The organism is Providencia sp. PROV_01 (assembly GCF_053098325.1).
Map to the genome: position 1 here is coordinate 4112439 of NZ_JBRFKD010000002.1, position 15763 is coordinate 4128201.

14 protein-coding genes and 1 pseudogene are annotated in these 15763 nt (G+C 39.0%); 9 read left to right on the forward strand and 6 right to left on the reverse strand.

Annotated features, from left to right (window positions below; genetic code table 11):
• From ACU696_RS19920 to ACU696_RS19945, 6 genes and pseudogenes are all read right to left on the reverse strand, one after another.
• Nucleotides 1-574 (reverse strand): annotated as a pseudogene (locus tag ACU696_RS19920) (fimbrial protein); the annotation flags it as partial.
• 12 nt (nucleotides 575-586) lie between these two features.
• Nucleotides 587-1063, reverse strand: coding sequence for a fimbrial protein (locus ACU696_RS19925; protein ID WP_004907936.1), 477 nt, complete (start codon nucleotides 1061-1063; stop codon nucleotides 587-589).
• An 85-nt stretch (nucleotides 1064-1148) separates the two neighbouring features.
• A complete protein-coding gene (locus tag ACU696_RS19930) occupies nucleotides 1149-1877 on the reverse strand; it encodes a fimbrial biogenesis chaperone (RefSeq protein WP_209101801.1) in 729 nt (242 codons plus the stop codon).
• A gap of 11 nt (nucleotides 1878-1888) precedes the next feature.
• Nucleotides 1889-4384 (reverse strand): fimbria/pilus outer membrane usher protein, encoded by a 2496-nt coding sequence (locus ACU696_RS19935; RefSeq protein WP_004907932.1) that lies wholly within the window; start codon nucleotides 4382-4384, stop codon nucleotides 1889-1891.
• A 77-nt stretch (nucleotides 4385-4461) separates the two neighbouring features.
• Nucleotides 4462-5019 carry a fimbrial protein gene (locus ACU696_RS19940; RefSeq protein WP_109912653.1) on the reverse strand — a complete coding sequence of 186 codons (558 nt, stop codon included), beginning with the start codon at nucleotides 5017-5019 and terminating at the stop codon, nucleotides 4462-4464.
• A gap of 239 nt (nucleotides 5020-5258) precedes the next feature.
• The gene (locus tag ACU696_RS19945) at nucleotides 5259-5495 is read right to left on the reverse strand and encodes a helix-turn-helix domain-containing protein (RefSeq protein WP_004907928.1); all 237 of its coding nucleotides are present in this window, start codon (nucleotides 5493-5495) and stop codon (nucleotides 5259-5261) included.
• A 1289-nt stretch (nucleotides 5496-6784) separates the two neighbouring features.
• Here ACU696_RS19945 and ACU696_RS19950 point away from each other — a divergent pair.
• The 9 genes from ACU696_RS19950 to ACU696_RS19990 all read left to right on the forward strand — a co-directional run bounded on the left by ACU696_RS19950 (nucleotide 6785) and on the right by ACU696_RS19990 (nucleotide 15740).
• Complete coding sequence (locus ACU696_RS19950) at nucleotides 6785-7780, forward strand: nitrilase family protein (RefSeq protein WP_042851748.1); 996 nt, start codon at nucleotides 6785-6787, stop codon at nucleotides 7778-7780.
• Nucleotides 7781-7861: 81 nt separating this feature from the next.
• The gene (locus ACU696_RS19955) at nucleotides 7862-8767 is read left to right on the forward strand and encodes a LysR family transcriptional regulator (RefSeq protein ID WP_109912654.1); all 906 of its coding nucleotides are present in this window, start codon (nucleotides 7862-7864) and stop codon (nucleotides 8765-8767) included.
• Nucleotides 8768-8845: 78 nt separating this feature from the next.
• Nucleotides 8846-9844 carry a 3-oxoacyl-[acyl-carrier-protein] synthase III C-terminal domain-containing protein gene (locus tag ACU696_RS19960; protein ID WP_004907922.1) on the forward strand — a complete coding sequence of 333 codons (999 nt, stop codon included), beginning with the start codon at nucleotides 8846-8848 and terminating at the stop codon, nucleotides 9842-9844.
• Nucleotides 9841-10848, forward strand: coding sequence for an NAD-dependent epimerase/dehydratase family protein (locus ACU696_RS19965; protein ID WP_115168003.1), 1008 nt, complete (start codon nucleotides 9841-9843; stop codon nucleotides 10846-10848). Before ACU696_RS19960 ends, ACU696_RS19965 begins: the two co-directional genes overlap by 4 nt.
• Nucleotides 10842-11645: an MBL fold metallo-hydrolase gene (locus tag ACU696_RS19970; protein ID WP_004907913.1), complete on the forward strand. Its 804-nt coding sequence runs from the start codon at nucleotides 10842-10844 to the stop codon at nucleotides 11643-11645. The genes ACU696_RS19965 and ACU696_RS19970 overlap by 7 nt, the downstream gene beginning before the upstream one ends.
• The gene (locus ACU696_RS19975) at nucleotides 11639-12919 is read left to right on the forward strand and encodes a F390 synthetase-related protein (protein WP_447343232.1); all 1281 of its coding nucleotides are present in this window, start codon (nucleotides 11639-11641) and stop codon (nucleotides 12917-12919) included. The genes ACU696_RS19970 and ACU696_RS19975 overlap by 7 nt, the downstream gene beginning before the upstream one ends.
• A complete protein-coding gene (locus tag ACU696_RS19980) occupies nucleotides 12916-13530 on the forward strand; it encodes a phosphatase PAP2 family protein (protein WP_164529189.1) in 615 nt (204 codons plus the stop codon). The genes ACU696_RS19975 and ACU696_RS19980 overlap by 4 nt, the downstream gene beginning before the upstream one ends.
• On the forward strand, nucleotides 13523-14647 hold the full coding sequence (locus ACU696_RS19985; protein WP_109912659.1) for a sterol desaturase family protein: 1125 nt from the start codon (nucleotides 13523-13525) through the stop codon (nucleotides 14645-14647). The genes ACU696_RS19980 and ACU696_RS19985 overlap by 8 nt, the downstream gene beginning before the upstream one ends.
• The gene (locus ACU696_RS19990; protein ID WP_164529190.1) at nucleotides 14637-15740 is read left to right on the forward strand and encodes a fatty acid desaturase family protein; all 1104 of its coding nucleotides are present in this window, start codon (nucleotides 14637-14639) and stop codon (nucleotides 15738-15740) included. Before ACU696_RS19985 ends, ACU696_RS19990 begins: the two co-directional genes overlap by 11 nt.
• Nucleotides 15741-15763: the final 23 nt, after the last annotated feature.

The window sequence follows — 15763 nt, forward strand, 5'->3', positions numbered from 1 at the left end:
CACATTTTAAGAAACGAATCCCTCGTAACCCAGATATCGAATAGCGTAAGTTTTTCGCTCCCGGTGTCGTATTGATCCCCCCGCTCCCATCAAATTGGAAAACCGTAAATTGGTTATCACCTTCATAATTCCCAGACGGCGGGACCGTACCTGTTACCTTAATATATAAATTAAATGTGACAGTCACAGTAACGCTTTGCTTGCCACTAATTGGCGGTGTTCCCAAGCTGACTTTTTGTTTATCACGCTCAAGTTGTTCACCTTGGTAGTTAGCTCCAAGTAGTAATCCTGTCCCTAATTTTTGTGATGTCGGGTTAAAATACATATGAACAACGTCAACCATATTACCGAGTACGTTATCGCAATAAACAGTGACTGTTAATGGGTCAGATTGCCAAATAACCGTTCCCGCAGGTGTATCTGAAGGAATCGCTAATTGCCCAACCGGTACCGCAGGTTTAATGACGACTCCAGTCCCAGCTTCAACACAATCTAAAGCAAATGTTTTTGGGCTAATAAAAACGAACAGAAATAAAATATAAAAACCATATTTTTGAATAAACGTGTGTATCATGATTTATACACCTTATATGTAAGTAATATTTAAGGTAATTTGCGTTTTAATATTACCCACTGTTAATTCATTTCTTGGCAGATAACTCTCTAGCATGGAATAAATCGTAATTTGCTGGTTATCATCAAAATAGATGGGATAACTGCGGTATTCTCCATTAGGAACAATATTGCCATCTTTATCCATCAAACGAATGCCATAGCCATTTAGAATGGTTTTACCACCAAATAAATTGCGGTCTGTACTTTCAGTTGGCTCTGAAATAAACATGATCCGGACAACCGGATCTCTATCATCGCGATCACGTTTTGGAAAAATGCAGTCATCAAATTTCAATTTGATTTCATGCTTAGGGCTTCTGTCCCCAATTTCATTAAAGTAATTCAGAGATATTGGCCCTAATTCAATATTTTGATCTATCGAGTAAAATGAAATCTTACAAGGCAATGCCACCACATTTCCCGTAAAATTAAGATCACCTCTCATCATGCTACTATCTGCATAAGCTTGGCTGGTGCATAGCGATAGCATAAAAAGACATATTGAAAAGTAGCAATTTCTCATATCTAAAATCCTATTGGCTCTCTTTTGACAACTGGCAGGTTGATGCAGCGCATTGGTAAGTCAACATTTTCATACCACCGTAATCATCCATATACCCGGTATATAACTGATTAAAACTGCTTGATGGCACGGGGACACTTTCTTTAGAAAACGGGGCTATCATGACACTTTCAAAACCAGGAAAGTTTTTCTGGTTGGTATTACTCAGGTAACCAAGAGTCACGTAATATTTAGTTGGATTTTCAATTAATAATTGCCCACCTGTATGTGTATATTTCAGCTCTTTAGCCCATACTTTGTCGCTATTATTTTCGATTTGAGGTGGACGATAAAACATTTTTAGACGACTTTGAATCGCAATCTGGACAACATTTTCCTTATCTGCAATAGGGGGAATTTCGCGCACATTTAAATAGAACAGCGATTCTCTATCTTGTGGAAGAGCGTCAATTCCCTCCGTTTTAATAATTTTTATCTGGTTTTTAGCATTCGGTTCGACACGTTGCATTGGAGGTAAAACGGTAAAAGGTTCAGAAATCTTATTCCCTTTTTCGTCTTCCATCCAAGATTGAGCTAAGTAGGGCATTGTTTTACTTTGGTTGTTAATAACCAAACTCATTGATTTATCTTTGCCTGGAAAAATAATCCGTGTACGGTCGATATTAATCGCAGCAGACGCAACTTGCATGCCGACAAAAACTAATGAAAATCCTAAAGCTACTACATACTTTTTACTCATACATCATTCCTTTATTGGCAAGGGATCAGGACTTTACCCTGATTTTTTTCGGCAATATTAGGTAAATTCAAACTACATTGGTTTGCGCCAGCGGCCCATTTCACTATGTAGCTTTCTTCTGGAACCACACCCGTTAAATAAGCAACGCCACTATCTGCAATAATTCCGACTTCTCTTCCTGTGCCTACTTCAATCACACTGGTACCAAGCGGTGGATAATTTCCATTATTCAAACGGATAATTGCTAGAATACGTTTTCCTTGGTTCGCTTTTATTCTCTGATAACCAATTGAGCCCTCAGTCAATGTTTTACCAATAATGTTGTCATTGACATCCACATCATCAGGTAATGTATTCATATCAATGTAAACATCTGAATTAGAAAAACTATTTAAACTTGTCGCAACACCAATACCAAATCGGTTCGTGACAGATTCTCCATTATCAATAGAAATTCCTGCGACATTATCACTATCAATCATTACCCGAGGTTCGTTGTTAGTCCCGTTACGGTGCATGGCCGCACCGTATTTTGTTGCAGTCATGGAGCCATACCAACTACCGCCGACAGCGCGATATGAATTCACATTTTCTGTCGCATTAACATTTAACACGCCATAAGGCGATGAATATTGATAACTACCACTGATATTTGGCTCTGCACGCCCAAGTTTGTGCTGGTCACCGCCCACACGCATACTCCAGTAGTTGTTATTCTCATTTGCACTGTAATAACCCACTGACTGGCCAAAGCTATGGTCACTATCTGCATATTGGGCGTCATAACTCACTGAAGCCCCGTTTTCGAGTGGCACGGAGAAAGACAGATAAATTTGGTTATCATCCGTCTCTTCATATTTAATTTTATTAAGAGATAATGTGCCGGAAATATTTTTAATTTGCCCAATACTGAATAACTTACTAAAGCTCATCCCAAAGTTTGTTGTCGATTCGCTATTCCAAAATTGACGATGAGAGGCATTAAAATAAACCGTTAAATCCAATGGGCTAATGTATTGATTAAAAGACGCGGTATAGACGTTTTTGTCACGCCTAAAATCAAGCACACCATTAGCTGCATCAATGTATTGAGGCATTGTTAAGAATTCTTTTTCAGAAAACTTATAGCCTGCAAATGTCACCTGCGAATTGGTAGATTCAAAACGTTTAGAATAATTTAAACGGTAGCTGTTACCTGAATAAGAGCCAAAATTATCTAAATTTGCATGGGTACGAGTAATATCAAGGGAAATAGCACCAAACATATTCATGTTTTGCCCTATTCCCAAGTTCATCGCTTGATAATTGTTATTATCGACCGTGGCAATTAACCCGCCGAAAATTGATGTGTTACCAAATAAACCATAGGAGACTTCCCCGACAATAAATTTAGGGTCAATTTTCTGTGAGCGGCCAAATGGGTCAGATTGCCCCATGGTAAATTTATAAAGCAGCTGCCCCTGACGGGTTAAAAACGGCAACGATGCTGCTGTTACTTGATAAGTGGTTTTTGAACCGTCTTCTTCCTCAATAGTTACATCTAAAGTACCTTGTACTGCTTCAGTAATATCTTGAACATTAAATGGCCCGGGAGCGACTTTAACTTGCTTAATCACACGCCCATTCTGTGAAATAATCACCATCGCATTTGTTTTAGCGATACCCGTAACCTGAGGCGCATAACCACGTAGTGAAGGCGGAAGCATCCGATTATCACTAAAAATAGACGCCCCTATAAAGCGAAAACTATCAAATAAATCAGTCTTCAAATAAGACTCACCAAGTAAAACCTTTGCCCCCATTTGAGGTAAGGCACGAAAGGCATATAACTGAGTCCAATCAAACCGTTCATTCGTTTTACCTTGAGAACGATTATATTGATATTGATAGTCCGCACGGAAACGCCAAGCACCTAAGTTAACGCCAGCGGTACCGTTACTACTACCACTGAATGTTTCACTGTTATTTTTAGGCGCAGAATAATTAGCAAACAGGTTATAGTCGAGAAATGCTCCCATAATCCCATTTTCCCATTGGGAAGGTGGAACCCAATACGGATCATCGTATTCAAGCCAAGCTTGAGGAATAGAAAATAAGATATTTTGATTCGCTTTATCAAAGCGATAACTAATATCTAAATTTTTAGATAGTTCAACACACTGGCCATTATTATTTTGCAGAAGCTCTTCCTTTATCTTCTTTTTTAATGCAAAAATATTTACCATCTCTGGTGTAACACAGAGTGTTGAAGTATCTTTACTCTCTTCAATGAACTTAATTAAATACTGCCCTGATAGTTTTCTACCATTTAATGTAATATCCGTTAGATATTCGCCGGCAGGAATAAAGTCAGGGTTTGAAAATTGACTCAAATCAATATTATCTCTGTCCTTAGCATCAATAATATTCATATTAAATTCCACTGCATTTGATATTCCCGAAACGGAAAATGCCAACGCAATCGAAAATAATATTTTATTTATTTTAAACTGAGGCAATAGAGACATGATGTTCCCTGTCAAAAAATAAAAGCTAAGAAAGGAAAATAACAGGCAAATATATGCCTGTTATTTTAAATAAAAAATTACAGGTAGTTTAAAGCATAAGTTGCTTGAGAAATGATGCTACCAGTTTCAACTTTACTACCATTTGCTTCAACACGTGCACTGAATACTAATTTATTTGGACCATCCGCTAATGGCAGCTCAACACTGGTGTCACCAACTTTCATTGTTGCACCATCAGCGTTGATTAAACGAACACCAACACCTTTAGAAGTACCAGTGTTTGCCAGTAATTCTTTAGCTGTAGTATCTGGAGTACCCGTGAAAGTTACTTTAACTTTGCTAACTGCAGGGAAGACAACTACATCGCTAGAATCTTTAACTTCACCTAAATCACAGTTTTCTAACTGGATATTGTATTGAACGCTTTGGCTATATTTGTTACCAGTTTCTAATACTTTATTTGCAACTTGGCCAAGGTCAACGTTAATTGTACCGTCACCTGGGATTGAGCAAGGTGCATTAATAACTTTACCAGTAAAATTGATGATACCACTTCCTTGATCTACAGGTGCTGCGTTTGCAATACCGAATGAAGAAGCGATAATTGTAGCTAATGCAATTTTAGTTAATTTCATTTATATTTTCCTATAAAAAGACGACATACGTACCAATCACCTAATAATCAATAAATTATTAAGTTGATATCTATTTGCTGAGAATTTAATGATAAAAAACATAAAGATTAGGTTTTTATTAAGAAAAATAAAAACGCTATATCTTTATTAGATTAGATGTTTTATTAATTTTAAAACATATTATTTATAATTATCTTATTAATTTCGATTTATAATTAGATTATTCTTAATATTTTAAATTAATTATTTTCTTTATTGATAAAAACATCATCGATAAAAAAACAAATCATTTCAGTTTCTAACGCATTAGCAAGCACGTGCAAATTTTCAATATTGATATTGCACTCACCTCTTTCATAGCGTGATATTTGTTGCTGACTTACACCAACAAGATTCGCTAATTCAATACCAGAAAGCCCTAAGTGCTTTCTTCTTTTTCTAATCTCTCTACCTACTATCCGATTTACATTTATCATCAACAATAGCCCAAAATAACCTAAAATATTAAATGGCTAAATTATATTACAGATCAAAACCTTTAACATAATGAACAGCACTGCTTATATAACCAAATCAAAGTAGAACAAACCAATTAAAACACGAAATTTGAGTTAATTATAGTTTTCAATATATAAAAGTAAAACTGTTTATAACGATCAATCGAATAAATTAAAGCCATTGAAACCTATCAATATTTCATTATTTTAGTTTTAATTATCTTATAGGATAAAAAACACATTATTCTTATTAGTTACTATTTTAATGAAAATGATTAATTATAACATAACAAATTGATTTTAAAGAAAAATAATTCATTACCATTAACAGTGGTAATAAACAAAAATATGGCGAGGATTTAATTTATAATATAACTAAGACATTTATCATAAATTTATTATGGTATTCATTGATTACTAAGTATTTTTATATACTTATTTTTTATATATTAATTTATTTTTTACATTTTTAATGTTTGCTTCAAAAAAACAACTGCCAATGGTTTTTTTATTTTTATTATTTATTTTAATTAAATTAACAGAGGTTTTTGCTTACTCGCAATAAGAGTTTAGAATATAAAAAATGGTGATTTTTTTTTAATGGCCACGATCTACTCATAAGTAAAACAAATTATCCGTAATAAGAGTAATATCAATATTGATAACCTTCAATAACCCACATATTGAGTAAAAACCAACAGTCTACAACAAAAATAACTCTTAAATAACAATGCGTTACATTTATTTCCAATTGTAACAAATCACAAAAGTATATTGCAAACTTATAGGATAAAAATGAAATATAACAAAAATAAAACATAATAATTATAGCTTCAGGCATAATAAAACGAGTAAAACAAGTGTTTTACCTCGTCTTTTCCCAAGAAAATAGTCAAAACGACAAGAAGGAGGCATATGAATATTGTATTTTGCTCATATAGCTTAGGTTAAATTTATGCTTTTAATTCGGAGAATAAGGACTACTTGCATACCTAATTCACTAAATAAGAGTATTTATTGAGGAATAATTAACCAATCACTCTTTAAATAAAGTAGATAATATAAGAATATCACGCTTAATGTGAGGTTTTATTTCGTATAATATAATGCAAATCTATCTTTTTACGTTAATTTACGTATAAAAAAACTATTTTTAAGTGTTCTTAAAGCTTTATTCAATAACTAACCGTTATTGAATAAGAAAATAACTCATTATTTTTTGTTTGAACAACATGGTTTGATCTCCTTAAACCAAGGAGATCAAAATGATGCCAACACAATCACAGCTTCGTGTTGCAACTGTACAGTTCCAACACCGCCCTAGCGACAAACCCTATAATTTAGAACGTATCCATGACTTTATTACTCAAGCTGCACAACAAAAAGTGAAAATACTGGTGTTACCTGAAATGTGTATCACTGGTTATTGGCACGTGCCGAAGCTACCAGATGACGCCGTTTATGCATTGAGTGAAACCTTGCACGATAGCCCATCATTAGCATTGATCCGCCAGCGTGCGATTGAATTAGACATGATTATTGGTGTTGGATTGATTGAAAAAGGGTTAGATGGCAAATGCTACAATACTTGGGTCGCTTGCATGCCAAATGGACAATACCATGCTCACCGTAAATTGCATGCGTTTGAGCACCCAACCATTCATAGTGGAGATAGTTACACGGTATTCGATACACCATGGGGGGTAAAAGTTGGTATTTTAATTTGTTGGGATAATAACTTAATTGAAAACCCACGCATAAACGCACTACTTGGCGCAGATATTATTCTTGCTCCCCACCAAACCGGTGGAACTCATTCGAGTAGCCCTTATGGAATGAAACCACTCAACCTTAGTCTCTGGGAAAATAGAAAACAGAACCCCCAAGCACTATTGGAGGCATGCCAAGGTGAAAATGGGCGAGGATGGCTAATGCGCTGGTTACCTTCAAGAGCTCACGATAATGGCGTTTTTTATCTGTTTAGTAATGGCGTTGGCCTAGATGATGATGAAATTCGCACAGGTAATGCAATGGTGATAGACCCCTATGGCCGAATTGTCAAAGAGAGTTTATTGGTTGAGGATGATGTGGTCATTGCAGATCTTGACCTTAGTTTGCTTCCTACCTCGAATGGGCGGCGTTGGCTTACAGGTAGAAGACCTGAATTATACCGCATTATGACTGAAACTCTAGGCTATGAAACCGATATTCGTAGTGTTCGCTTTGCGGAGCAGAATTCCCCTTATCATAAAGAAAAGCCATAATAGCTAAAGTCAATGACACGCCATAGCATTCATAATACAAATACTATGGCGTCTTCTACTATTAGGAACTGGCTAACCATCATGGATACTCGACTACTCCGCGCATTTATCGTTCTTGCAGAAACAAAAAATTATCGCGAAGCTTCATCACGTTTATATATTAGCCAGCCAGCCTTAACGAAACAAATTCAATTACTTGAAAAACAATTAGAGATGACTCTGTTTGAGCGTGGACGTCATGGCGCTGTATTGACTCCACACGGTAAAATACTATTTCCCTATGCACAGCAAGTGCTTGCTCACACTACTGAGCTTTTACGTCAATCCGCAATACTTCGAGAACAACCTCCTGTAAAACTAACTGTCGGATTTGGCATATCAACATTTCACGAAGCGTCCTTATTTGTTGCACGGCTGCGTGAAAAACTCCCTGATATTCCAATTCAGCTGGATGACATGCCTTCTCACGAAATGGAGAAACAGCTACAAACTCATGAATTGCATATTGCTTTTACTCGCCAATTTGCATTTAAAAACACAGATAGCTTAGTGAGCAAAGCATTAAAATTTGAAGTACTTGCTTTAGCCGTCGCACAAAAATCGGCGTCTCGATTATCAGTTAAGGAATATCTAACTCATTTTCCTTTATTATTGTTACGCGCAGAACGTGGCTCAAAGCTTCATCAACAAATTCAGCGCTACCTAAAATATGAAAGCTTATTAATTACGCCTTCTCAGGAAGCAAATGATATTCAAACATTAATTGCACTCGTCGCCGCTGAGGTTGGTGTGAGCCTCTTACCCTATAGTGCAAAAAATATCAGCTCAAAAGACATACGTTTTATTCCGATTCAACATTGTGAACATGCCCAATGGCGGATTGATGTGGTATGGCAGGCTTCATTACCTAAATTATGGCAAAACACCATCCATGAATTAATTGATGAAGTTTATGGAGCATTCTCAAGAGAGAGTGAATCAGAATAACTCCGTAATTCCTATATATTAAACATTTGAACTCTGATATTTATTATCATTATCATCGTAAGATAGGCACATATTGATATGTCTGGTAACCAGTCAATAACTCCCCTTAAAATTATCGCTTCTGGTGTGGCACTTCCTGAGCATAAAATTCTCTCGTCCATGTTGGATGAAAAGTTAAATAAATCAAAAGGGTTTGTCGAAAAGCATTCAGGTATCGAATATCGCTTCCATGCAAGTCATACCGATTCACAAGCCCTTTTAGCCGCCCAGGCGATTCAAAATGCATTGCAGGCGAACCATATCCCACCAAACAGTATTGATATGTTGATTAATGCCTCTGCTATCCCAGTGCAAGCGCTACCGTGTTCAGCAGCGCATATCCTTGAGCAATCGAATTTAAACCAAGGAATTGCCTGCTTTGATGTCAATTCAAGTTGTATCAGCTTTATCACTGCGTTACAGATTGCAGCGGGGCTATTAGCCACCAGCGCTTATCAACGCATTGTGATTGTTTCTGCGGATATCGCCTCGCGCGGTATTGACTGGCGGGATAAAGAGTCATCACTGATTTTTGGGGACGGTGCTGCTTGTGTTGTCGTGGAAAAAGGAGATGGAAATAGCGGAATTATTTCTTATACCCACACCACACATACTGCAGGCATTGATTTTTGTGAAATTCGCGCAGGTGGTACAAGATGCAATCCGCGCTCGGGTATGACCGATGATGACTTCCTGTTCCACATGCAAGGGAAAAAATTGTTTCGCCTCGCGTCTTCTTTGATTGAAGATTTTATGCAACAGGTTTTCAGTGAATCGGGTTTACAGCTTAAGCAAATTGGTACCGTGATCCCACACCAAGCGAGTCACCTTTCTTTAGAGCATATGCGCCAACGTGTCGGGGTAACAACGGAGCAATTAGTCGATATCTATAAACATCGAGGGAATCAGGTTGCGGCCTCCATCCCTTCTGCATTACATGAAGCCATTATTACAGAACGTTTCTATGAAAAACCCAGTGCCATGTTAATCGGTACTGCTGCTGGGTTAGCGCTGTGCGCCATGGTATTAGTGCCATGAAAATATTGGTAACAGGCGCAACAAGTGGCCTGGGACGCAATGCTAGTGAGTACTTACTTGAAAGAGGCATTGATGTGGTCGCTTGTGGGCGAAACCAACAAGCAGGAGAACAACTAAGTCAATTAGGTGCAACATTTATTGCTGTTGAATTAGCTGAACTCACCGTTGAAGAAGCGAAAATGCTCATGGCGGGTTGTGATGCTATTTGGCATTGCGCCGCCCTTTCTTCGCCTTGGGGAAAACGCCAAGATTTTGAAAAAACAAATGTTCACGCCACTCAAATATTGGCTATCGCAGCAGGGGAAGCAAAAATCTCACGCTTTATCCATATTTCCACCCCTGCCATTTATTTTAATTTCACCCACCAGCAAAATATTCATGAGTCCACGGTTAATAAACATTTCGCTAACCAATATGCCAGAACAAAGTATTTAGCCGAAACCATGATCGAGCAATGCGTTAGTCAATTTCCGGCAACTCGTTATACTATTTTGCGCCCTCGTGGCTTATTTGGTCCTCATGATCGTGTTTTGCTACCGCGTTTGCTCACCCAAATAAAATCACGCAAGGGAAAACTGGTGTTACCTAATGGGGGAAATAACCATTTTGACCTCACCTATGTGGGAAATGTGGTTCACAGCATGCAGCTGGCGACGTTCAAAGAAACACTCCCTAACGGAGCCATTTACAATATTACCAACCAACAGCCGCAAGCACTAAAAAAGACATTAAATCAATTGTTTAATGAACTTAATTTAGAGTGCGAAATTCGTTCAGCCCCTTACCCTTTGCTGTATGCTATTGCCAGTCTATTAGAAGTCATTGGCCGTTTAACGGGAAAAGAGCCATTACTCACACGCTATAGCCTCGGTGCAGCCTATTTCACCATGACATTAGATAACCAAAAGGCACAGCAAGAGCTGGGCTACTATCCTTTATATAGTATGCAACAAGGTGTTCATTTGACCGCAAAATGGCTGAAAAAACAGGAGAACCCATGCTAACTATTCATCAATATGAAGTGGGTTATTGCACACATCCGGGCTGTGTCGCGTTAAAAGGCGCCAGTTTTAAATCTTGTAAATTTCCAGCAAGGGCATGGCTGATAGAGGATGAACACCAGCGTTGGCTGTTTGATACCGGGTATGCCACTCATTTTTATGATCATACGCGCCATGGCATTATGCGGCTATATCGAGCAGTCACTCCAGTGTATTTCGAAAGCAAAGATGCCCTTGTCAATCAATTGGCTAATGATGGCCTAAAACCTAATGATATCAATGGTGTGATTTTATCTCATTTCCATGGTGACCATATCGCGGGGCTACGTGACTTCCCTAATATCCCCATTATTTGTTCAGGAGATGGCTGGGCTAAAACACGCCCTTTGACTGGGTTTGCTGCATTGAAAAATGCCTTTGTCAGTGGACTATTACCAGATGACTTCGAACAACGCACTGTATTTTATGAAGGTTTCCCCAAGGTGGCGCTACCAAATGAATTGCAAATTTTAGGCGAAGGCTATGCAGTTAATCAGCAGAAGACGTTATTGATTGTGCCGCTCCCTGGGCATGCCGCAGGGCATATTGGTTTGTGTGTACTAACTGACTCAGGCTGGATATTGCTCGCAGGTGATGCTGCTTGGTCACCCACTAATTACCGCGAATTGCGTGGCCCCATGGCAATTGCCAATATTATTATGGATGATAAGCAGGCTTATTATGAAACACTGAATAAATTACATGAAATTGATAAGCGCAATGTGGTTATCCAACTGTGCCACGAAGGGGATTTATTGTGATCCTCTCGATGCTTTGGCATTACTGGCGAGCTCGTCATTTGACGTTTCGTAACCGTGGTGAACTGGAAGCTTATCAACAAAAACGTTTAGCGCATTTTAAACGCAAAGTATTAGCGAAAAGCCCCTATTTTCAGCGGTATATCAATCAGCCATTATCTAATTTCCCCATAATGAATAAACAAATCATGATGGATAATTTTGATGAGATGAATACCGCCGGGCTGTTAAGCCAAACACTTCTAGAATGTGCGCAAAAAAGTGAACAATCTCGGGATTTTGCCCCTAAAGTGGGGCGCTACAGTGTCGGGCTATCCTCTGGAACTTCGGGCTGTCGAGGCCTTTTCGTTGTCAGCCCAGAAGAACAAAATGTCTGGTCTGGCAGTATGTTAGCTAAAATGTTACCCCAAGGCCTGTTTAATGGTGAGCGTGTTGCTCTGTTTTTACGCGCCAATAATAACCTGTATGAAAGTGTCAATAACCGTTGGATTTCACTGCGGTTTTATGACCTTTTCGCGGATTTTGATCTGCAACTTAGCGCTCTTGAACAATATCAGCCTTCGATTATCGTTGCGCCAGCCCAAGTGTTATGTACGATTGCTGACGCCATCAACCAGCAGAAAATTCAATTAAATGTACAAAAAGTAATTTCCGTCGCTGAAGTACTAGAACCCCATGACAAACAAAAATTACAGGGTTGTTTTTCCCATGTAGGGGAAGTCTACCAAGCAACGGAAGGGTTTTTAGGCTGCACTTGTTCTCATGGTACTATGCATTTAAATGAAGCTTTTGTGCATATTGAGCCTAATTGGCTTGATAATGACCGTTTTTCACCCATTATCACGGACTTTACGCGCAAAACACAGCCTATCATACGTTATCAACTCGATGATGTTTTAGTGGTGAAAAATACACCTTGCCCTTGTGGCTCTCCTGAAATGGCGATTGAACGTATTGAGGGTCGCTGTGATGATTTGCTTCAACTTCCGGGCTATAACGGCAAAATGGTGACTATTTTTGCAGATCCCTGTGCGCGGGTGATTGTGAATCACTTGCCTGTTACTGCTGACTTTCGCTTAACCCAGCAAGGCAACGCATTATATTTACAGGCTGAATGTTCTCCTACAGAGCTATCTCTCTGCCAGCAACAGCTAACACGCTATTTTACAAACCAACATGTTGATATTTCTCAATTAGATTGGCAATTATCCACTGCCACTATTACACAAACACTCTCCGTTAAAAAGCGACGTATAACCCGTAAGGAAGCGAAATGAATAGCAGAGAATTATTCACTCGCTTTATCTATTGCCTACTCGGTTGGGGAACCGTTGGCATTGTTTATCAATATACCGGGCAAGTGACTGGGCAAGCTCATGTTTTATCACCCAGTGAGCTGGATAATGCCGTCCCATTTTCACCCGATGCCATCTGGCTTTATCTCTCCTTTTTTCTGTTTATCCCACTTGGGTATTTTCTCAGCCCTCTAAAAAAAGCTTACTCACTCATGTATGCCATGCAGCTCTGTGCGCTGGTTTCTGGGGCGGTCTATTTGTGGTACCCCACGACTATGCTGTACCACGACTACGATTTATTGGCCTTATCTGGGCAGGCTTTGTCTGCTTTGATTAATATTGATAGCCCACAAAATTTATTACCTTCTCTACATGTCTCATTGACTCTCATCGTGCTCAATGCATTATGGTCAATACAACAAAAATTTCGCACGGTTTTAGCCGTTATTTGGGCGATTGCTATTTGTACCTCGGTATTGGTGCTAAAGCGCCATTTAGTTATTGATGTGGTTACTGGTGCACTCACCGCTTGTGGTGCATTACTGATTGTTCACACAGCGAAATTTGTCTTAAAGAGAAACACTGATGAATGAATTAACCTTTCCGATTGTTTTCATGTTAGCGGTCGTGGTCGCAGAAGGTTTAGTGATCGCCAAAACGCAAAAAGGAACCGTTAGCTGGCAAGAATTGGTGTTCAACCTGAACTCTGGCCATATTATGTTGTGGTTATTTAGAGGGTTAGAAATTTTTTGTTACGGCTTTGTCGTGACCCACTACTCATTCAACCTCGTTGAAAACTGGCCAACCGCACTGGTGTGGGTGTTTGCGATTTTTGCTTGGGACTTTGGTTTTTACTGGCTACACCGCTTGCACCATACCTACCGTGTTCTATGGGCCGTTCATGTGGTTCATCACCAAGGGGAGCACTATAACCTATCATTAGGAGTGCGTAATTCGTGGTATTCATCACTGACATCAATCCCATTCTTTATGCTACTGGCACTAATGGGGATTCCCTTAGAGGTGTTTATCACCGTTTCAATATTGCACTATACTATTCAATTCTTTAACCACAGTGCGCTGATCCCGCGTTTGGGTTGGTTGGAGAAATTTATGGTAACGCCACAGCACCATAGAGTTCACCATGTGAAAGAAGGGCATTATTCCAATCGTAATTTCGGGGGCAGTTTTATTTTTTGGGACAAACTGTTTGGCACATTTTCCAAGTTACCTGAAACTGAACACCATTTTGGTATCAAAGGCGCTCCCGCTTCTGAAAACCCGTTTATTGACAGCAACTTACCTTTTTGGCGTATCATTAAACGCCGTAGCCAACCCAAAGCAAAACCCGCACCATTATTTCGCGTAAACCAAATCGCATTAGTAATGGGAACACTTCTCCTATTTAGCTTGGTTATTGGTTACGTCTATATTTATGGTTATGGTTATCAAGGTACAACCCAACAGCAAGTGGTTTTATTTATCTTATTAGCCTTAGGTACCGTAGCTCTATCGGGTATTTCAGATGGACGTAAAATTGGCCTGATGAGCTGGTTTTTCATCGCTTGCTTGCTACTAATTTGTATTTTATTTATTTGGCAATGGACAACCCCGTTTTGGGTTATTTTTACCAGTGCACTATGGCTGCATAGTTTGTTAATGTTACTTGGTATAGGCCGAAAACCCATACAGGTGCGAGATGTTCCCTGAGCCGCTAAGGCCACTAGGCTACCAACACCGCCGTGACCAAGCGTTCCAAAAAGCATTGAACATGGCCGCTAAACACTATTTACAACAGCGTGCTGATCATCGGTTCGCTGACTTACGTTTTTATTTAAAAAGTCTAGTTTTAATTTTGTGCTGCCTAGGCAGTTACGGCATAGCATTATGCGCTAACACGTCTTGGGCATTTTTTATTTTTTACCCTCTGTTTATTTGTTTCGCATTATTATTAGCCATTAATCTCGTTCACGATGCTTCCCATAATGCAATTTTCAAGCAGGCCAAAGCCAACTATTGGCTCAATTTTTGGGTCACTATTCCGTTGGGCTTAGATCCTGAATGCTGGCGCGTCAGGCATATTATTTTTCACCACGCTCACACCAATATTCGCCATTATGATTTAGATATCGAAGAAAATTTTGTCTTACGGCAAACGCCTTATCAGCGCTGGTACCCGTTTATGCGAGCTCAGCATCTGTATTGGCCATTAATTGCCGCAATGACTTTCCCTGCACTCATTTGGTTCTTTGATTGGATGGATAGATTTCATTTGACGCGCGTCGCCCCTCATATGCGCCATCAAGGCCGTCGTGGTATTGGAGCATTTTTATTGGCTAAGTTACTGCATTTGATTGTGGCGATAGTCATACCCGCTTTTGTTATCACTGATATCAGTTTAGCGATCTTGCTACTCACTTACTTATTTAGCCAAATGTTAGCCTCTCTTATATTTGTTGTATTGATACTTGGCACCCATTGGGCGAAAGCGACTTTTTATACGCCCCCCAAAGAAGGCAATATGCCGCATGGTTTTTATACTCACACTTTTTCAACCACTTATGATTGGCAAACTACACCTCGTTGGTTAACTTATTGGTTAGGTGGATTAAACTTACATCTTACACACCATTTATTTCCCAATTGGAACCACCGCCATTACCCTGCCCTTGCTAAAATCATTGAGCAAACTGCCAAGCAGTTTTCGATGGATTATCATTGTATTAGCGCGAAAGAATTGTTTATTTACCAACAGAAGTTTTTAAAAGAAATGGGAAAGGGTAAGCAAGCGGATGAGCACTGAGCCAAACACCCCAGTGCTTACTT